The organism is Mycobacterium alsense, from assembly GCF_002086635.1.
Classification (GTDB): domain Bacteria; phylum Actinomycetota; class Actinomycetes; order Mycobacteriales; family Mycobacteriaceae; genus Mycobacterium; species Mycobacterium alsense.
In genome coordinates this window covers 1-18,313 of sequence record NZ_MVHD01000052.1, presented here as the reverse complement: position 1 = coordinate 18,313, position 18,313 = coordinate 1, and the positions used below count along the sequence as shown (strand labels likewise).

Annotated in this window: 21 protein-coding genes; 10 read left to right on the top strand and 11 right to left on the bottom strand. The window is 71.8% G+C overall.

The window, feature by feature from the left end:
• Positions 1-21 precede the first annotated feature (21 nt).
• Positions 22-444: a nitroreductase family deazaflavin-dependent oxidoreductase gene (locus tag BST11_RS22075; protein ID WP_083140142.1), complete on the top strand. Its 423-nt coding sequence runs from the start codon at positions 22-24 to the stop codon at positions 442-444.
• Positions 445-596: 152 nt separating this feature from the next.
• On the opposite strand, the gene BST11_RS22070 is transcribed toward BST11_RS22075, so the two are convergent.
• Positions 597-1,625, bottom strand: coding sequence for an alcohol dehydrogenase catalytic domain-containing protein (locus tag BST11_RS22070; RefSeq protein WP_083140140.1), 1,029 nt, complete (start codon positions 1,623-1,625; stop codon positions 597-599).
• 49 nt (positions 1,626-1,674) lie between these two features.
• Here BST11_RS22070 and BST11_RS22065 point away from each other — a divergent pair, with 49 nt between their 5' ends.
• Complete coding sequence (locus tag BST11_RS22065; RefSeq protein WP_083140138.1) at positions 1,675-2,241, top strand: TetR/AcrR family transcriptional regulator; 567 nt, start codon at positions 1,675-1,677, stop codon at positions 2,239-2,241.
• On the opposite strand, the gene BST11_RS22060 is transcribed toward BST11_RS22065, so the two are convergent.
• Positions 2,227-2,640 (bottom strand): SRPBCC family protein, encoded by a 414-nt coding sequence (locus tag BST11_RS22060; RefSeq protein WP_083140136.1) that lies wholly within the window; start codon positions 2,638-2,640, stop codon positions 2,227-2,229. The genes BST11_RS22065 and BST11_RS22060 overlap by 15 nt on opposite strands.
• 91 nt (positions 2,641-2,731) lie before the next feature.
• Here BST11_RS22060 and BST11_RS22055 point away from each other — a divergent pair, with 91 nt between their 5' ends.
• Entirely contained in the window at positions 2,732-3,553 is an 822-nt protein-coding gene (locus BST11_RS22055; protein ID WP_083140178.1) for a helix-turn-helix transcriptional regulator, read from the top strand.
• A 1-nt stretch (position 3,554) separates the two neighbouring features.
• Here the strand turns inward: BST11_RS22055 and nadC are convergent, their stop codons facing one another.
• The 3 genes from nadC to nadA are packed head-to-tail and all read right to left on the bottom strand — an operon-like array spanning position 3,555 to position 7,038.
• On the bottom strand, positions 3,555-4,409 hold the full coding sequence (gene nadC / locus BST11_RS22050; protein ID WP_142276492.1) for a carboxylating nicotinate-nucleotide diphosphorylase: 855 nt from the start codon (positions 4,407-4,409) through the stop codon (positions 3,555-3,557).
• Positions 4,410-4,411: 2 nt separating this feature from the next.
• Positions 4,412-5,992, bottom strand: a complete 1,581-nt coding sequence (locus BST11_RS22045) for an L-aspartate oxidase (protein ID WP_083140132.1) — start codon at positions 5,990-5,992, stop codon at positions 4,412-4,414.
• A complete protein-coding gene (gene nadA, locus BST11_RS22040) occupies positions 5,989-7,038 on the bottom strand; it encodes a quinolinate synthase NadA (RefSeq protein ID WP_083140130.1) in 1,050 nt (349 codons plus the stop codon). Before nadA ends, BST11_RS22045 begins: the two co-directional genes overlap by 4 nt.
• Positions 7,039-7,086: 48 nt before the next feature.
• Here nadA and BST11_RS22035 point away from each other — a divergent pair, with 48 nt between their 5' ends.
• Both BST11_RS22035 and BST11_RS22030 read left to right on the top strand, forming a co-directional pair.
• Entirely contained in the window at positions 7,087-7,791 is a 705-nt protein-coding gene (locus BST11_RS22035) for an NUDIX hydrolase (protein ID WP_083140129.1), read from the top strand.
• Between the two features lie 99 nt (positions 7,792-7,890).
• A complete protein-coding gene (locus BST11_RS22030; protein ID WP_083140128.1) occupies positions 7,891-9,240 on the top strand; it encodes a lipase family protein in 1,350 nt (449 codons plus the stop codon).
• Here the strand turns inward: BST11_RS22030 and BST11_RS22025 are convergent.
• Complete coding sequence (locus tag BST11_RS22025; protein ID WP_372509757.1) at positions 9,206-9,937, bottom strand: DUF2567 domain-containing protein; 732 nt, start codon at positions 9,935-9,937, stop codon at positions 9,206-9,208. The two genes, BST11_RS22030 and BST11_RS22025, sit on opposite strands and share 35 nt — an antisense overlap.
• Positions 9,886-10,089 carry a biotin synthase auxiliary protein BsaP gene (gene bsaP, locus BST11_RS28210; protein WP_083140126.1) on the bottom strand — a complete coding sequence of 68 codons (204 nt, stop codon included), beginning with the start codon at positions 10,087-10,089 and terminating at the stop codon, positions 9,886-9,888. Before bsaP ends, BST11_RS22025 begins: the two co-directional genes overlap by 52 nt.
• Before the next feature lie 463 nt (positions 10,090-10,552).
• Here bsaP and BST11_RS22015 point away from each other — a divergent pair, with 463 nt between their 5' ends.
• On the top strand, positions 10,553-11,029 hold the full coding sequence (locus BST11_RS22015; protein ID WP_083140125.1) for a PE family protein: 477 nt from the start codon (positions 10,553-10,555) through the stop codon (positions 11,027-11,029).
• A 66-nt stretch (positions 11,030-11,095) separates the two neighbouring features.
• Here the strand turns inward: BST11_RS22015 and bioB are convergent, their stop codons facing one another.
• Positions 11,096-12,148, bottom strand: coding sequence for a biotin synthase BioB (gene bioB, locus BST11_RS22010; protein ID WP_083140124.1), 1,053 nt, complete (start codon positions 12,146-12,148; stop codon positions 11,096-11,098).
• Positions 12,149-12,304: 156 nt separating this feature from the next.
• On the opposite strand from bioB, the gene BST11_RS22005 reads away from it, so the two are divergent.
• The 4 genes from BST11_RS22005 (at position 12,305) to BST11_RS21990 (ending at position 16,150) form a co-directional block, all read left to right on the top strand.
• The gene (locus BST11_RS22005; RefSeq protein WP_083140123.1) at positions 12,305-12,487 is read left to right on the top strand and encodes a hypothetical protein; all 183 of its coding nucleotides are present in this window, start codon (positions 12,305-12,307) and stop codon (positions 12,485-12,487) included.
• Positions 12,488-12,568: 81 nt separating this feature from the next.
• The gene (locus BST11_RS22000; protein ID WP_083140122.1) at positions 12,569-14,404 is read left to right on the top strand and encodes a hypothetical protein; all 1,836 of its coding nucleotides are present in this window, start codon (positions 12,569-12,571) and stop codon (positions 14,402-14,404) included.
• A 61-nt stretch (positions 14,405-14,465) separates the two neighbouring features.
• Positions 14,466-14,780 (top strand): hypothetical protein, encoded by a 315-nt coding sequence (locus BST11_RS21995; protein ID WP_083140176.1) that lies wholly within the window; start codon positions 14,466-14,468, stop codon positions 14,778-14,780.
• Positions 14,777-16,150, top strand: a complete 1,374-nt coding sequence (locus tag BST11_RS21990; protein ID WP_083140121.1) for a hypothetical protein — start codon at positions 14,777-14,779, stop codon at positions 16,148-16,150. The genes BST11_RS21995 and BST11_RS21990 overlap by 4 nt, the downstream gene beginning before the upstream one ends.
• Positions 16,151-16,171: 21 nt before the next feature.
• On the opposite strand, the gene BST11_RS21985 is transcribed toward BST11_RS21990, so the two are convergent.
• The 3 genes from BST11_RS21985 to BST11_RS21975 form a co-directional block, all read right to left on the bottom strand.
• The gene (locus tag BST11_RS21985) at positions 16,172-16,681 is read right to left on the bottom strand and encodes a 2'-5' RNA ligase family protein (protein WP_083140120.1); all 510 of its coding nucleotides are present in this window, start codon (positions 16,679-16,681) and stop codon (positions 16,172-16,174) included.
• Complete coding sequence (gene bioD, locus BST11_RS21980) at positions 16,681-17,355, bottom strand: dethiobiotin synthase (protein WP_083140119.1); 675 nt, start codon at positions 17,353-17,355, stop codon at positions 16,681-16,683. The genes BST11_RS21985 and bioD overlap by 1 nt, the downstream gene beginning before the upstream one ends.
• Before the next feature lie 9 nt (positions 17,356-17,364).
• Positions 17,365-18,313 (bottom strand): 8-amino-7-oxononanoate synthase (locus tag BST11_RS21975; protein ID WP_083140118.1); only part of this gene is annotated, 949 nt, incomplete at its 5' end.

The following is an 18,313-nucleotide window of genomic DNA, read 5'->3' as shown; positions in this document are numbered from 1 at the left end:
TCCGACCGGTACAGTGCCGTTATGTCCGCAAAGGATCACCCCAACAACGCCCCGGGCGTCCCGATGGTGTTCCCGCCCTGGTTCGAGCGGTTTCAGATCAAGTACTTCAACCCCGCGCTCAAGCCGATCGCCCGGTTCCTGCCGGGAACCGCGACCATCAAGCATCGTGGGCGCACGTCGGGTAAGCAGTACGAAACCATCATCACGCCGTACCGCAAGGGCAATGTCCTGGCGATCGCGCTGGGCCACGGCAAGACGAACTGGGTGAAGAACGTGTTGGCCGCCGGCGAGGCCGACGTGCAGTACGGCCGCAACCGCGTGGTGCACATCACCAACCCGCGGATTTTGCCGGCCGGCTCCGACGGCCCCGACGTCCAGCGACTGCCGTTCATGGCGCGCGTGCAGCTGCGCCGGATCGGGGTTTTCGTCGGCGACGTCGCCTGAGCGCTCGCAGGGGCGCGCATCGAGTGTGCGCTCAGGGCTTCGACCGTGAGCGCGGGACGCGGATTTTGGCGATTTCCCGCCCACGCTTCACCCGCAACGCCGCCGATTCACACTCGGGCCGCGGCGGCGGGCCCGCGGCGGCAGGCGGCGAGCTAGGCGCGGGCGAAGACCGTCTTGCCGGTCATCGCGGGCCAGGCCGCGGGCGCGTCGTCCCACGCGACGACGCGGTCGACGGCCGGCGACAGGTCGAGGCCGTCGGCGAGCAACTGGAGCACCCGCGGGATGACCGTTCGCGCGCTGACCCGCCCGGTGACGAACTGCACGCCGCGGGTGTACATCGGCAGCAACGGCATCTCGACCTTGTATTCGGGGTAGATCCCGGTGTCGGTGCACACCCCGTCCGGCCAGGTCGCGCGCAGCGTGGCGGAGAGCACCGCCGCATCGCCGGTGGTGTGCACCGTGACCGGGTAGGGGTCCCACGACTTGTCGGGCTTGGCGAGGTCGTGGGCCACCGCACCGAGCTTCTCGGCGGCGGCGAGCCGCTGCGGGTCGGTGTCGAGGTAGTCGACGCGGGCCCCCAGCGCCGCGGCGAAGGCGGCCGAATACAGCCCGATCGACAGCCGCCCCACCACGAGCACGCGCCGATCGGTGGGCTCGAGCCGGTCCAGCTCGCCGCCGAACGGCCCGACCGTGCGCCAGCCGTCGGGAATGTTGTCCGACAGCGACGCGATCGCCACCGGGTCGGCCCCCTCGGGACACGGGATCAGCATCGCGTCGGCGTAGGGCACCAGCACCAGATCGGACATGAACCCGCCGCCGTCCAGCCCCGCGATCGGCGCCATGCCGTACATCGCCATCAGGGGTCCCGCGCCGCACGAGCCCGTCGCCCCGCGACGGCACTCGCGGCAGCTTCCGCAGCTGATCTGGAACGGGACCACGACGCGGTCGCCGACCCGAACGCCGCGCACGTCGGCGCCGACCGCGACGACCTCGGCCACTCCCTCGTGGCCCACCGCGTAGCCCGGGGGCAACGGCAGCCGCCCGCGGGCGACGGCGACGTCGAGGTCGCAACACGCCACCAGCAGCGGCCGGACCAGCGCCTGCCCGGGCGCGGTGATCCGCGGGTCGGGCACCTCACGCCACGCGTATCGCCCGGTCTCTTCGTACGTCAACTGCCTCATCGGGGTATTCTTGAGTGATCATTCAACAAAAGTCAAGTATTTTTAGGCCGTGCCCAGACCCGACCGCAGCCGCACCGCCCTGATCGACCACGCCGCCACCCTGTTCCGGCGCCAGGGCTACGCCGCGACCGGCCTCAACCAGATCCTGGACGCCGCCGGCGTCAAGCCCGGTTCGCTGTACCACCACTTCCCGCGGGGCAAGCAGCAGCTGGCCGCCGCGGTGGTGGACACCGAGGGCGCCGGCATCGAGTCGCTGCTGCGCCGGTTCCTGGCGACGGGCCGGCCGGTGGCCGACATCGTCGATCGGTGGGTCGACCTGCTCGCGGCGGGGCTGGCCGGCGACCAGCGCGACGGCTGCCCCATCGAGCCGATCGCCACCGAGTCGGTGAACGCCAGCCCGCTGGTGCGCGAGGCGTCCGCGCGCGCGTTCACGGGCTGGTGCGCGGCGATCGAGGAGCGGCTGCGCTCCGACGGCTGGCCCGCCACGGACGCGAAAAGGGTTGCTATCGCTGTGATCTCGCTGATCGAGGGGGCGCTGATCCTGTCGCGGATCGGCGGCGACACCGAAGCCCTCGACGCCGCCAAGCCCGCGGCGCGCTCGCTATTGAGCCGCTAGTTCGCGTTCCAGGCTGGCCTTGATGGCCGGGGCGGCGTCCTCCATTGCGGCGTGCAACGGGCCGGCCAACTCGTCCGGCAGGACATCGCGGGTCCAGATGAAGCGGCACCGTCGCGCGCCGTCGGGCACGATCTGCATGGCGGTGTTGTCGTGTTCGGGTCGCGCCGTGTTGCCGATCAGGGAGTAGACGATCCGGCGCGCGGATTCGTCGCGGGCGACCAGGCGTTCACGGGCCACATTGCCGTTCGCGAACCTCACCACGCGAACGTCGCCATCGGCCCGCGCCGACGCCACGTAACCGCGGGCCATGCCGACCGGGCCACCCGCCCAGTCCCCGACCACCCGCCAAACCCGGTCGGCGTCGACATCGATGTGGAACTCGCTGCGTATTGATGCCATGAAGCCAGCGTCGCGCCCCGGCGCCGCGCGGTCTTGAACATTCTTGCGGGCGGCCGTCGTACCCGAGCGCTAGCCTGGCGCCGTGCTGTCGATGGTGACCCTGGTCGCCCGGCCCCACTTCAGCCTGCAGGCGTGGACGTGCCGCCCCGACGCCGCGGGCTGGTCGGCGGTCGAGCGCCCGATCGACGCGCGGCTGGTATTGGTGAGGTCCGGCCGATTTCGGCGGCGGGCCTCGCACGGGCCGGTCGATCTCGATCGGACGGTCGGCTACGTCGGCGCGCCCGGGGAGCGAGACCAGTTCGCGCATCCCCACGGCGGTGACGCGGGTACCTCGGTGCGCCTGAGCGCGGCGGCGTGGTGGCGACTCGTCGGCGACCCGGGCCGCCTGCGGCGCCCGACCTTCTATGTCGACGCTCGGCTGGAGCTCGCGCACCGGCGGCTGTTGGTCACCAGAGCCGCGACCGACGTCGACTATCAGCTCGCCGAGGATCTCGTGGCGCTCGCCGTCGGGGCGCTGCGGAGCGTAACGGACCGGCACGCGCCGCTGAACGATCGGCCGGCTCCCGCGGACGCGCGGCTGGTGCGGCGGGCGCGCGCGGCAATCCACGACGACCATCCGGCGGCGCGCGGTTTGTTCCCGCTGGCCGAACTCCTGGGCGCGTCACCGTACCGATTGAGCCGAGCCTTTCCCAGGGAGCTGGGCGTCACGCTGACCCGCTACCGCAACAGGGTCCGGGTCGGCCGTGCGCTCGATCGGCTGCAGCGCGGCGAATCGACCCTGGCCGGCGTCGCCGCCGAACTCGGGTTCGCCGATCAGGCGCACTTCAGCCGCGTGGCCCGCGAACACCTGGGTCACACGCCGGCGGCGCTGCGCCGCGAACTGGGCGCCGGGCCGCCGCCCCGTCGAAGGTGAGCTACATGTCCAGGCCGATGTCGAGCGCGCGCACGGAGTGGGTCAGCGCGCCCACGGCCAGGTAATCCACGCCGGTGGCGGCGTAGGTCGCGGCGTTGTCCAGGCTGAGGCCACCCGACGACTCGAGCAGCACGGCCGGCGCCCGGGCGTCGCGGCGCTGCACGGCCGTCTGCGTCTGCCACACCGGGAAGTTGTCCAGCAGGACCAGCTCGGGCTTTTCGGCCAGCACCTCGTCGAGCTGTTCGAGCGAGTCCACCTCGACCTCGCAGGGCAGGTCGGGGGCGGCCTCGCGCACCGCCCGCAGCGCCTCGACCACCGATCCCGCGGCCGCGACGTGGTTGTCCTTGATCAGCGCGGCGTCGCCCAGGCCCAGGCGGTGGTTGACGCCGCCGCCGACGCGCACGGCGTACTTCTGCAGCACCCGCAGGCCCGGCAGGGTCTTGCGGGTGTCACGGACCTTGGCCCTGGTGCCGCGCACCGCCTCGACCCAGGCCGCGGTCGTGGTGGCGATCCCCGACAGGTGGCACACGAGGTTCAGCGCGGTCCGCTCGGCGGTCAACAGGCCACGGGTGTCGGCCAACACCGTCAGCAGCGGCTCGCCCGGCCGCAACCGCGCACCGTCCGCGACGCGGTCGAGCACGCGGTAGCCGCCGGCGCCGAGCACCTCGTCGAAGACCAGCAGCGCGACGTCCACGCCGGCGACGACGCCGGGCTCACGGGGGACCATCGACGCCGTGGCCGACGCGGCTGCGGGGACGGTGGCCAGCGTGGTGACGTCGGGCCCGTAGCGCAGATCCTCGTCCAGGGCGCGCCGGATGGTTTCTCGAGCGGCGCCGAGTTCGCCGTCGGTCAGCATCGTCAACCCACCGCCGCCAGCGCCTCCACCTGCACACGGTCGTCGGCCAGCCGCAGCACGCTGCTGCGGGCCTGCTCCGGCGTGGCCTCGGGGTACTCCGCGCGGTGGTGGCAGCCCCGGCTCTCGGTGCGCGCCAGCGCGGCCGCCGTCACCGCCCGGGCGGCCAGCGTCAGCGCGACGTCCTCGAAGTCGCGGCGGCCGCCCACGGCACGGGCCGGAGCCTGGGAAAGCTGGTGCGACAACCGATTCAGCCCGGCGGCGTCGCGCACCACGGATGCGCCGCGGCTCATCGAGCGCTGCAGCCGGCCGCGCTCGTGCGCGGTGTGGGCGATGGGCTCGGGCGCCTCGAAAGCCAGCGCGCGGGCGCGCCCGGCCGCGACGGCGTGCGCGGCGGCCGCCTTGCCGGCACGGCCGCCGACCACCAGGCCCTCGAGCAGGCTGTTGGACGCCAGGCGGTTGGCGCCGTGCATCCCGGTGCGGGCCACCTCGCCCGCGGCGAATAGGCCGGGCAGCTCGGTCTGGCCGGACACGTCGGTGACGACGCCGCCGCAGCTGTAGTGCGCGCCCGGAACGACCGGAATCGGCTGGCGCACCGGGTCGATGCCGGCGGCGCGGCACGCGGCGGTGACGGTGGGAAAGCGCGCCTCGAAGCCGGCGATGTGGCGCGCGTCGAGGAATACGCACGGGTCGCCGGTCTCCTTCAGGCGCGCGTCGATGGCGCCCGCGACGACGTCGCGTGGCGCCAGGTCGCCCATCGGGTGCACGCCGGCGGTGACCGAATCGCCTTGGCTGTCAATCAGTTTCGCACCCTCGCCGCGGATGGCCTCGGTCACCAGGGGGCGCCGGCCGCCGGTGTCGCCGGTAAAGAGCATGGTCGGGTGGAACTGGATGAACTCGAGGTCGCTGACCGCCACCCCGGCCCACAGCGCCAGCGCGATGCCGTCGCCGGTCGAGCCGTCGGGGTTGGTGGTCGCGCCGTAGAGGTGGCCGAGCCCGCCGGAGGCCAGGATCACCGACGGCGCGCTGACGATCCCGTAGCCCTCCGGGGTGCCGACCCACACCCCGGTGACGGCCGCGCCGTCGTGCAGGACCCGCAGGGCGACGTGGCTGGTGCGGACGTCCAGGGCGGCGGCGGCGTGGTCGAGGGCGCGCTGAACCTCGGCGCCGGTGGCGTCGCCGCCGGCGTGCACGATGCGCCGCCGTGAATGGCCACCCTCGCGGGTGACGTCCCAGCGACCGGGGACGGCCTCGTCGAATCGCGCTCCGTCGCCGACCAATTCGGACACCGCGCGGTAACCGTCGGCGACGATCGAGTAGACCGCCTCAGGGTCACACAGGCCCGCGCCGGCGACGACGGTGTCGGCTACGTGGGCGTCCACCGAGTCGTCATTGTCGGGCAGGACCACCGCGATGCCGCCCTGCGCGTAGTGCGTGGCGGTCACGCCCCGCGCCCGGTCCGCCTTGGAGAGCACCACGACGCTGCGCCCGGCCCGATGGGCGGCCAGCGCGGCTGCCAGGCCGGCGACGCCCGTGCCGACGACGACGACGTCGGCGCTGTGGGTCCAGCTGGTGCGGGCCATCATTCGCCGCCGCCCGGCTGACCGATCTCGATCATCCGCTGCACGCTGCGCCGGCCGGCCGCCGCGATGTCCGGGTCTACATGGACCTCGTCGGCGCCTTCGACCAGGCAGCGCAACAGCGCGGCCGGAGTGATCATCTTCATGAACTTGCAGGAGGCGCGGTCGTTGACCGCGCGGAAGTCGACTTGCGGTGCGGCCCGGCGCAACTGGTAGAGCATGCCGACCTCGGTGGCGACCAGTACCTTGCGGGCCCGGGTCCGGTGCGCGGCGTCGAGCATGCCGCCGGTGGACAGGATGTGCACCCGCTCGGCCGGGAATGCGCCCTCCCCCGCCAGGTATAAAGCCGAAGTGGCACAACCGCATTCGGGATGAACGAACAGTTCGGCATCGGGATTCTCTTGCGCCTGCTCGGAGAGCTCGTCGCCGTTGATGCCGGCGTGCACGTGGCATTCGCCGGCCCACACGTGCAGGTTGTCGCGCCCCGTCACCCTTCGCACGTGGGCGCCGAGGAACTGGTCGGGGCAGAACAGCACGTCGCGGTCGGGGTCGATGGACTCGACCACGTCGACGGCGTTGGACGACGTGCAGCAGATGTCGGTGAGCGCCTTGACGGCCGCCGAGGTGTTCACGTACGAGACGACCACGGCGCCGGGGTGCTCGTCCTTCCAGGCGCGCAGGTCCTCGGGGGTGATCGAGTCGGCCAGCGAGCAGCCCGCCCGCTGGTCCGGGATGAGCACGGTCTTGTCGGGGCTGAGGATCTTGGCGGTCTCGGCCATGAAGTGCACCCCGCAGAACACGATGGTGTCCTCGGGCGCGTCGGCGGCGATCCGCGACAGCGCCAGCGAGTCGCCCACGTGGTCGGCGACGTCCTGGATCGCGGGCAGCTGGTAGTTGTGCGCGAGCAGGGTGGCGCCGCGCAGCTCCGCCAGCCGCCGGACCTCGGCCGCCCACCGTTCGTCCGCGTCCAGACCGGCGTACCCGGCGGGGGTGTCCGTGATGCGGGCAGCCATGTCGTCCGCGAGCGTTTCCATGCGATTCAGAACCGTCACGGAGAGCCCCTTTCGCGTCCCGGAGGTTTTCGACTTACAATCGAAAACATGGCCCATACTAGCACCGCCCACGAGGTGCTTGCGGTCGTGTTCCAGGTTCGCCAGGTGACGCCCGCCACACGGGGAGCGAAACCGCAGCTGAACGTGCTGTTGTGGCAGCGCGCCAAGGACCCGCAGAAGGGCGCCTGGTCGTTGCCCGGCGGGCGCCTGCGCAACGACGAGGACATGACCACCTCGGTTCGCCGCCAGCTGGCCGAGAAGGTCGACCTGAAGGAGCTGGCACACCTCGAGCAGCTGGCGGTCTTCTCCGATCCGCAGCGGGTGCCGGGCCAGCGGGTGATCGCGTCGACGTTTCTGGGCCTGGTGCCCTCCCCCGCCACGCCCGAGCTGCCGCCGGACACCCGTTGGCATCCGGTGGACGCGCTGCCGCCGATGGCGTTCGACCATGGCCCCATGGTGGCCCACGCCCAGACCAGGCTGGTCGCCAAGATGTCCTACACCAACATTGGATTCGCTTTAGCGCCAAGGGAATTCGCGTTGTCGACGCTGCGCGACATCTACGGCGCCGCGCTGGGGTACCAGGTCGACGCGACGAACCTGCAGCGGGTGCTGGTGCGCCGCGGGGTCATCACCCAGACCGGCACCATCGCGCAGTCCGGCCGCAGCGGCGGGCGACCCGCGGCGCTCTACCACTTCACCGATTCGCGGCTGCGGGTCACCGACGAATTCGCCGCGTTCCGCCCACCCGGCTAGTTTGGCCCCAGGGGAGAACTCGCTCACAATGCGGCGATTGCGTTTTGGCTACCACCCGCTCATGCGCGACAATTCCGGGTGGCCAAGAAGGGATGCTGAATGGTTGAGCTCGGCAATCTCGCGGGGGCACGTGGCGCGCAATGGATCGGACGCCCTCCCCACGAGGAACTGCAGCGCAAGGTGCGTCCGCTGCTGCCCTCGGACGACCCGTTCTACCAGCCCCCGCTCGGGTACCAGCACGCCGAGCCCGGCACGGTGCTGCGCTCGCGCGAGGTGGAGCTGGCGTTTCTGGGCCTGGTCCCGCAGTCCGTCACCGCCGTGCAGCTGCTGTACCGGACGATGGACATGAACGGCACGCCCGAGGCGACGGTGACCACCGTGATCGCCCCGGCCGGGCGCGTCCCGGGGCAGGCCTGCCCGGTGCTGTCGTACCAGTGCGCGATCGACGCCATGACGTCGCGCTGCTTCCCGTCGTACGCGCTGCGGCGCCGCGCGAAGGCGCTCGGCTCACTGAGCCAGCTGGAGTTCCTGCTGATCAGCGCCGCCGTCGCCGAGGGCTGGGCGGTGTCGGTGCCCGACCACGAGGGAATCCACGGCTCGTGGGGCGCCCCGTATGAGCCCGGCTACCGCGTCCTGGACGGGGTCCGGGCCGCGCTGAATTGCGAACGCCTCGGGCTGTCGGCGGGGACCGCAAAGGTGCCGGTCGGGCTGTGGGGCTATTCGGGCGGCGGCCTGGCCAGCGCGTGGGCCGCCGAGGTTTGCGCGGACTACGCGCCTGACCTGGACATCGTCGGCGCGGTGCTGGGGTCGCCCGTGGGCGACCTGGGCCACACCTTCCGCCGGCTCAACGGCAGCTTCCTGGCCGGCCTGCCCGCGCTGGTGGTGGCCGCGCTCGCGCACATCTATCCGGAGCTGGACCGGGTGATCAAGGAGCACGCCAACGCGGAGGGCCGCGCCCTGCTCGACGCGCTCGAGGACATGACGACCGTCGAGGCGGTCCTGCGGATGGCCGGCAAGAACGTGGGCGACTACCTCGACGCGCCGCTCGAGGACATCCTGTCCACGCCCGAGGTGACCCACGTCTTCGACGCCATCAAGCTGGGCGCCGCGGTGCCGACGCCGCCGGTGCTGATCGTGCAGGCCGTGCACGACTACCTCATCGACGTGCACGACATCGACGCGCTCGCCGACGCCTACACGGCCGGCGGCGCCAGCGTCACCTACCACCGGGACGCGTTCAACGAGCACCTCTGCCTGCACCCGCTGTCCGCCCCGATGACGCTGCGCTGGCTCACCGACCGGTTCAACGGCCGGCCGCTGACCGAGCACCTGGTCCGGACGACGTGGCCGACGATGTTCAACCCGATGACCTACGTCGGCATGGCCCGGCTGGTCAAGATCGCGGCCCAGGTCGTCACGGGCCGCAAGATCCCGCGTCGTCCGCTGTAGACCCGGCTGTAGACCCGGAGGAGACGGCGGCCTCCGAGGCATCCGAGGCCCCCGGCTGCGCCGGCGGCGCGTCGGAGGGACCGACCACCGGGAGGCCCCCCAGGTCGTCGCGGGCGTCCGCGGCGACGATCAGCGCGTACACCAGCGCGGCGATGCCGGCGGGCCAGGCCAGGGTCAGCGCCACCTGCAGCGGCGCGTGCGAGAAGAACACCGGCGGCGCCTGGACGACGTAGGCCACCGCGGGCTTTCCCGACAGCGGCACGGCGTCGAAGTCCAGCGTGCCGTAGGCCAGCCGGACGAGCAGGGCGCCCGTCGCCGCCGCGGCGGCCGCGCCGGCGGCCATGCCCACCGTAAGCCCGAGGACCATCGCCGGGCCGCGGTGCTCACGCCACTGCCAGACCAGCACCGTCCCGACCACCGCCAGCACCGTCAGCAGGCCCAGCAGCAGGCACGGCGCGGCGAAGAAGTGCTCGGACTCGTTGCCGAGATAGTCGTGGACGCGCTCGCCGCCGCGCGTGATCGCCACCACCGCGTGGATGGGCGGGGCCATCCACGCCCACAGGCCGCCGAGCAGCACCCCGGTGGCCGTCGTCCCCAGCGCCGCGATCGCCACCGCACGCGCCCGCTCCCGGCGGGACACTCCGGTCACCGCCGCGGCTCCAGGTCGGCGGAGTCCACCTCGCCGTGGCGCGAGCACCGCGCCCGCCAGCCGTCCGGGCGCACCTGGACCACCATCCTTCGGCCGCATTCGGCGCAGAAGCGGGGCGGCTCGAGCCCTAGTTCGGCCGCGGTCGGCATCGCGGTGCCCCCCAATTCCCCGGTGTAGACGTTGTAGACGCGATCACCCATCAGCTAACCCCTCTGACCTGCCTGTTCCTTCGACCCAGCCCCGACCGGTCCGCAGTCGGTCCGCGGCAGGTTTACCCCGCGCCGAGATTGCCGCACCGATCGCCGCCCGAGTGAACTCGTCGGCGCCCGGCCACAGCGACCATAGATGTCCGGTGTCGAACCGACCAGCATCCAAAAGCCCGCGCAGGGTTAAGGGCCGAATGTCGGCCCACGAAACAGGTCGACTTCCACGGTTGATGCTAGCCGCGTCGCAGATCAAGCCGCCCGCCCATGTATTGAGCTCGTCACGGGCCGCCCCAGAACCCGAGGCCAAAAATATGACCAAAAATATGACTACGAAATGAGTCTCCGGCGAACGTGAACCCGGCGGCTCCGGGCGGAGCAGGCTGTATTGCTGCCGAGTGGCTGGGTGCAAACCGTGCCATCTGTGGGGTCGGCATGACATGACCCTTGGAGTTGCGACATGTCGGGTGTAATCGCGGCGCCGGAGCTGATAGACGCGGCGGCAACGGATCTGGCGGCTATCGGCTCGTCGGTGGATGCCGCTCATTTGACAGCGGCAGCCGCCACGACCGAGCTGATGCCCGCCGCCGCCGACGAGGTGTCGACAGGGATCGCACAGCTGTTCTCCACACATGCGGCGGGCTATCACGCGCAGGCTGCCACGATGGCGGCGGCCACAAGTAGCTTCGCCGCCAACCTGACCGGCAGCGCGGGTGCATACATCAGCGCCGATGGCGCGCTGGCCTCGTTGTTGCGGGAGCTGCTGCACCAATATGTGATTCTGGGCTCCTTCGCGCTCTTACCGCTGGCAGTGCTCGCGCAGACCAGTCCACCGCTTGGGCTGATCGCCTCCGCGCCTTTCCTCGTTTTGGGCGTCCCCTTCGTATTCAGCTACCTGCTGCTCGGCGCGCTCCTCGCCACGCTCACCGGGACGTGATTCGATGCCGGACGCGGTTCCCGTCCGCAGTGCGTCCGCAGCAGCATTAACGCCGTTCGGAATCCCTTACAGGGTGGCGTTGAGCGCCTTGATCGGCATCTGCAGATCCTCGAGCAGCTCCAGGTCCGCCTCGGCGGGGCGCCCGAGCGTGGTCAGGTAGTTGCCCACGATCACCGCGTTGATGCCGCCCAGGATGCCCTGCTTGGCGCCGAGGTCGCCCAGGGTGATCTCGCGCCCCCCGGCGAAACGCAGCATGACGCGCGGCAGCGCCAGCCGGAAGGCGCCGACGGCCTTCAGCGCCTCGCTGACCGGCAACACGTCCAGGTCGCCGAACGGCGTGCCGGGCCGCGGGTTGAGGAAGTTCAGCGGCACCTCGTCGGGGCCGAGCTCCGCGAGCTCGGCGGCGAATTCGGCGCGCTGCTCGAGGGTTTCGCCCATGCCGAGGATGCCGCCGCAGCAGACCTCCATGCCGGCGTCGCGCACCATAGACAGCGTCTCCCAGCGCTCCTCCCACGTATGGGTGGTGACGACGTTGGTGAAGTGCGAGCGGGCGGTCTCGAGGTTGTGGTTGTAGCGGTGCACACCCATCGCCGAAAGCTGCTGCACCTGCTCGGCGCTCAGCATGCCCAGCGAGCAGGCGATGTTGATGTCCACCTCGTCGCGGATCGCCTCGATACCGGCCGCGACCTGGGCCATCAGCCGCTCGTCGGGGCCGCGCACGGCGGCCACGATGCAGAACTCGGTGGCGCCCGACTTCGCGGTCTGCTTGGCCGCCTCGACCAGGCTGGGGATGTCCAGGCGGGCGCTGCGCACCGGCGACGCGAACAGGCCGGACTGGGAGCAGAAGTGGCAGTCCTCCGGGCACCCGCCGGTCTTGAGGCTGATGATGCCCTCGACCTCGACCTCGGGGCCGCACCAGCGCATCCGCACCTCGTGGGCCAGGCCCAGCAGCTCGTCGAGCCGGTCGTCGGGCAGCTGCAGGACCCGCAGCACCTGGTCCTTGCTCAGGCCCTCGCCGCGCTCCAGCACCTGTTGCCGTGCGACCGCGAGGATGTCCGAGGGAACGTCGTTGTTCGTGTCGTCGGCGTCGGTCGTCGGCCGGGTTGCCGCTTGAGTCACCAGGTACTCCCCTGCGTGTTTGTTGCCTGCTTGTGCGCGCGCGGCGCCTCCGCACTGCCGCGTGGTCGTGGCAGCCTGAACAAATCGGTGTTCAAGGTAGGGTAACGGCCGCCGAAAAATCGGGGCACATGGGCACCGCCGGGGTATGCCACCACAATGACCGATCCGCACGTCGAATATCTGGGCCACCACATGCTGCTGCTGGCGGTCCCGGCGTTCCTGCCGGCGATCCTCGTCGTCGCCGTGATCCTGTACGTCGCGCTCAAAGACCGGCGCAACGGCGGCAAACGGGGTGAGACCGGCGCCGAGGGCAACGCGGCGGACCAAAAGCGTGATTGACGGAGCGGCGATCGGGGCATTCCGGTTGCTGCGAGTTCGATCACATCTCGCTGGGCCGCGTGTGTTTGGGAGGGTTGGACGATGAGGTCGCAAGTGACTTTTGTTGCCGAAGCGCCGGCGCGCGGCGCGGGGCTGAACCAGGTGATCGGCCTGTCGATCGCCGCGGTTGTGATCGCCGTGATCATGCTGTGGGTCGGGCACGCCCATCGCGCGCGCCGCATCAGCTGGCTGACCCGGATCGCGGACAAGATGGGCGAGAAGTTCCACCGCCCCAACTGGGTTGCCCTGCCGGTGCTGGTCTTCACCACCTCGATCATCTGCGCGCTGTTCGGGTTCATCTGGGACGTCAGCTGGCACATCGGCAACGGCCGCGACGCGGGGCCCCTGGCCAACCCGGCGCACTACTTCATCATCATCGGGCTGTTCGGAATCTTCGTGGGCGGCATGCTCGCGGTGGTGTTGCCGTACGACAAGCCCGGCCCGGCGGCGGTGCGCATCACGCAGAATTGGCATGCGCCCGTCGGCGGTGTCCTGATGGCCGGCTGCGGGCTGTACGCGATGATCGGCTTCCCGCTCGACGACATCTGGCACCGGATCTTCGGCCAGGACGTAACGCTTTGGGGTCCAACGCATCTGATGATGATCGGCGGGGCCGGATTTTCGCTGTTCGCGGTGCTGATGCTGGAGCGCGAGGGCGAGTCGCAGCAGCCCATCGAGGCCGCGCAGGGCGCGTTCATCACGTTTTTGCGCTACCTGTCCTTCGGTGGGATGTTCATCGGCCTGTCGGTCTACCAGATCGAGTACGACTTCGGGGTCGAGCAATTCCGCCTGGTGCTGCAGCCGATGATGATCGCCGCGGCGGCCGCGCTGGCGGCGGTCGCCGCCCGCGTCACCCTGGGCCCTGGCGCCGCGATCGTGGCGGCGTTGTTCGCCATCGCGCTGCGCGGCGCGGTCGCGGTGCTGGTCGGTCCGGTCCTGGGGGCGCCGATCAACTGGTTCCCGCTGTATCTGGGCCCCGCGCTGGTCGTCGAGCTGGTGGCGCTGACCCCATTGCTCAAGCGCCCCATAGCGTTTGGCGCCGTTTCCGGGCTCGCCGTGGCGACCGTCGGGCTGTGGCTGGAGTCGCTGTGGATCGGGGCCGTGTACCACTACCCGTGGCCGGTGAAGATGTGGGGCGAGGCGCTGGCGATGGCGGTGCCGGTTGCCGTGCTGACCGGGATCTGCGGGGCGCTGTTCGGCATGGTGCTCATTGGCAGGCGCCTGCCCGGCCGGCGGATCGGCATCTCGCTCGTCGCGCTGACGGTGGTGGTGATCGGCGGCGCGGTGGCCAACGGGTTGCACATCGTGGTGCCGCGGCAGGAATCGGCCACCATCACGCTGACCGACCAGCCCGGCCCGGCGGACCGCCGCATGGTGACCGCCGACGTGCAGCTCGCACCCGACTTCGTCAGCGACAACCCGGAGTGGCTGACGATCCTGTCGTGGCAGGGCCGGATGGAGAACGACCGCGGCCTGGTGATCGACCGGCTCGCCAAGGTGGGGCCCGGACACTACCGGTCCACCCAGCCGGTCCCGGTCTGGGGGTCGTGGAAGACGCTGCTGCGGGTCCAGGACGGCTACACGATGACGGCCGTGCCGATCTACGAGCCGGCCGACGACGCCATCCCGGCGCCCGAGGTGCCCGCCCTGGCGTCCAGCACGCGGCCGTTCGTCCAGGAGATCACGATCCTGCAGCGCGAGCGCGACCAGAACGCGCCGGTCTGGCTGTTCACCGCCGGCTCGATCGTGGTGCTCGTCCTGACGCTGATGGTGATCGCCGCGCTGACGTGGGGCGCCGGGCGCCTCAACTACGCCGAGACCGCGCCCGAGCCGGTGGAGGACAGGCAGCCGGTGCCCGGCGCTCCGAGGGCGGCCTGACGTGGGCAAACTTCGCGGCGCCCTGGTGGCAGCGCGGGTCGCGGCGTGGACGGCGGCGCTGATGTGGGCCCTGGTCGCCTGCGGCGGTTCGCCCGAATCCCCCGCCTCCGGCCTGGTCGTCGACGTCGCCATCGCCAAGGGGCAGGTCACCCCGACCAACGCCGTCCTGCAGGCCAGGGTGCACCAGCCGATCACGCTGCGGGTCAGCAGCGACGCCGCCGATGAGCTGCACGTGCACTCGACGCCCGACCACAAGTTCCAGGTCGCCGCCGCCCCCAACCAAACCTTCCAGTTCAGCGTCGACGTGCCGGGCAACGTCGAGGTCGAGCTGCACCACCTGGACCGCACGATCGCGACGATCCAAGTCCAGCCGTGACCGCCGACCGCGCGACGGCGGTGCTCGCGCACGGCCTGGGCGGGTCGGGCGACCTTCCGGTCCCGTACCTGTACGCAATGGTCGGCGCGGCGTGGGCGCTGACGTTCACCTTCGCGCTGGTCGCCTTCGCGTGGCGCCGGCCGCGGTTCGACCCGGCCAAGCCCGGCCGCCCGCTGCCGGAGGTGCTGACGGCGCTCGTCGACGCGCGGGTGACCCGGTGGACGGCCGCGGGGTTGGCGTTGGCGTTCGCGGCGTGGGTGGTGGCCGCCGGGGTGTGGGGCCCGCAGTCGGACTCCAACGCCCTGCTCGGGGTGTTCTACGTGCTGCTGTGGGTGGGGGTGGTGGCGCTGTCGCTGGTGCTCGGGCCGGTCTGGCGGGTGCTCTCGCCGATGCGCACGGTGTACGTGCTGGCGCGCCGCGCCGCGCCGGCGCGCCTGGGCCGGCCGCGACTGTCCTACCCCGAAGGCTGGGGGTATCGCCCGGCCGCGGTGGGGCTGTTCGCGTTCGTCTGGATGGAACTGGCCAGCCCGAACCCGGCGTCGCTGCCGTGGGTCAAGGCATGGCTGCTGGCCTACGCGGTGGCCATGCTGGGCGGGGCGTGGCTGTGCGGGCAGCGCTGGCTGGCGAGGGCCGACCCGTTCGGGGTGTACAGCGTGGCGGTGTCGCGGCTTTGTCCGTTTCGCCGCAATCCGGTCACCGGCCAGATCGTCGTCGGCAATCCCTTTGACCACCTGCCGTCGCTGCCCGTCCGGCCCGGCGTGGTGGTGACGCTGGCGGTGCTGCTCGGGTCGACGGCGTTCGACAGCTACTCGTCGTCGGCGACCTGGCGCAACTTCGCCGACGGGATTTCGCGGGGGCTCGGCCTGGGGCCGACGCTGTCGACGCTGTCGTCTTCGATATTGCGCACCGTGGGGCTGATCGTGTTCGTTTCGGTTGTGGCGGTGACGTTTTCGCTGGCCGCGCGCGCCACCGGCGGCGTCGATCGTGAGCAGCGCCGCGCGCTGCCCGGCCAGATGGCGCACTCGTTGATCCCGATCGTGGTGGGCTACATCTTCGCGCACTACCTGACCTACCTCGTCGAGCGCGGGCAGCAGGCCGTCTTCGCACTTGCCGATCCGTTCGGCCGCGGCTGGAACCTGTTGGGGCTGGCCCACTTTCACGTGGCCTACGTGTTGTCGATGCATCCGCCGGTGCTCGCAGCGATCAAGGTGGCATGCGTGGTCACCGGGCACATCGTGGCGGTGATCGCCGCCCACGACAAGGCCCTGCGCCTGCTGCCGGCCGGCCATCAGCTCACCGGGCAGCTCACCATGATGCTGGTCATGGTCGGCTACACCTTCACCGGCTTGTATCTGCTGTTCGGGGGGTAGCGTGGGCCGGCCGCACGGGTGTCAGCCGATCAAGAACTCGGTCTTCTGCTTGCCGTCCCAGCGGCGCAGGCCGGCGAAACGGCCGTCGAGCTGGGCCGGCCGGCCCGCGACACGCAGCGCCCGACCGAGTTGGTGGCCCCCGACGCGGCGGGCAAGCGTGACGTGGGCGGTCCATTGACCCGGCAGGCTGTTGGCCATCGGGCCGGGCTCCAGGTACGGGCCACACAACCGGTGCACCTCGGCATGCAGGTCCAGCACGTCGCGCGTCGGGACCACGAGGCGCGCGAACACCACGTTGGCCCGCCCGAACAGCACGGGCGCGCCGATCGCGCAGGGCAGCGGCAGCCGCGAGGCGACCGGCCGCAGCAGCTCGTCGACGCCCGGATCGATGCGCTCCGCGACGGCCAGGGTCACGTGCGGCCGGCTCGCCGGCGCCTGGCTGGGGATCCCGGCGCCGGCCAGGTCGGCCCAGGCCCGGCGGATCGTTGACTCGGTGTCGGGGTCGAAGACCAGCTCGATCGAATGGACCATCAGCGCACCAGCGTGGTCACCCAGTCGCGGTCGAAGGCCGCCGCGCTCATGGCCGCGAAGTCGTCCAGCGTTGCGGCGCCGGCGGGCAGCGTCGCCCGGATCGGCGCCAGCGCGGCAAGCGCCGACCGGTTGGACGTCTGCGCGACCCCGGGCCGGGCCGGCCAGCTGCCGATCACCAGGCCGGCACACGAAACACCATGCGCGGCAAGGGCTTCCAGCGTCAATGCGGTGTGGTTGAGGGTGCCCAGCTCGGCGGTGACCGCGACCAGTGCCGCCGCGCCCAGCTTGGCGGCGACGTCGCGCAGCGTTTCACCCGCGGCCGCGAGCTCGACGAGCAGCCCGCCGGCGCCCTCGACCAGGGTCAGCCGCCCCGGGCGGTCCAGGCCGCGCACGAGCTCGAGCAGCTGATCGAGGGTGGGCAGCGCCGCGCCCGCCCGTTCGGCCGCGGCGGCCGGGGCGAGCGGCTCGGGGTAGCGGGCCAGCCCGGCGAGCTCGGTCACGCCCGAGAGCCGGGCCACCTCGGCGAGGTCGTCGTCGCCGGCGTCGGTGCCGGTCTGCACGGGCTTGCACACCGCCACGTCGATGCCGGCCCGGCGGGCGTGGCACGCCAGCGCCGCGGTGACGACGGTCTTGCCGACCCCGGTGCCGGTGCCGGTGACGACCAGGACGGTCAACGAGGCGCCTCAGCCACGCCCGGCGAGCACGTCGGTGAGCACCCGGCGCGCGATGTCGAGTTCGGCGGCGTCCAGCGACGCGCGCGCGGACAGCCGCAGCCGCGACGTCCCTGCGGGCACGGTCGGCGGGCGGAAGCAGCCCACCCGCACGCCGGCGTCCAGGCAGGCGGTCGCGGCGGCCAGCGCCACCTCCGGATCGCCGAGGATCACCGACACCACGGCGGACTGCGGCACCTCGCGGACGCCGCAGATCGCGGCCAGCTCGCGGGCGTGCGCCAGCACCGCGACGGGGCGCCACGCCTCGGCCTGCAGGACGCGCAGCGCAGCGCGCGCCGCGCCCACCGCCGCCGGCGCCAGGCCGGTGTCGAAGATGAACGGCCGGGCGGCGTCGATCAGGTGCGCGCGCACCGGCGCCGGCCCCAGCACCACGCCGCCCTGGCTGCCGAGGGCCTTGGACAGCGTTGTGGTCAGCACGATGTCGGGCGCGCCCGCCAGGCCGAGCTCGTGCAAAAGCCCGCGCCCCCCGCCGCGCACCCCGAGGCCGTGCGCCTCGTCGACGACGAGCAGCGCGCCGTGACGCCGGCACACCTCGTGCAGCTCGCGCACGGGGGCGAGTGAGCCGTCGGCGCTGAACACCGAGTCCGTGACGACGACGGCGCGCTCCTCGTCGCGGGAGCCCAGGGCCGCGTCCACGGTGTCGACGTCGCGGTGCGGCGACACGACCACACGCGCGCGCGACAGCCGGCACGCGTCCACCAGCGAAGCGTGTGACAGCGCGTCGGACACCAGCAGCGAGCCGGGGCCCGACAGGCCGACCACCGCCCCGAGGTTGGCGGTGTATCCCGACGAGAACAGCAGGGCCGAGGCGGCGCCGACGTACTCGGCGAGCTCGCACTCGAACTGCTGGTGCAGCTCGGTGTCGCCGGTGACCAGGCGCGAGCCGGTCGCGCCCGCGCCC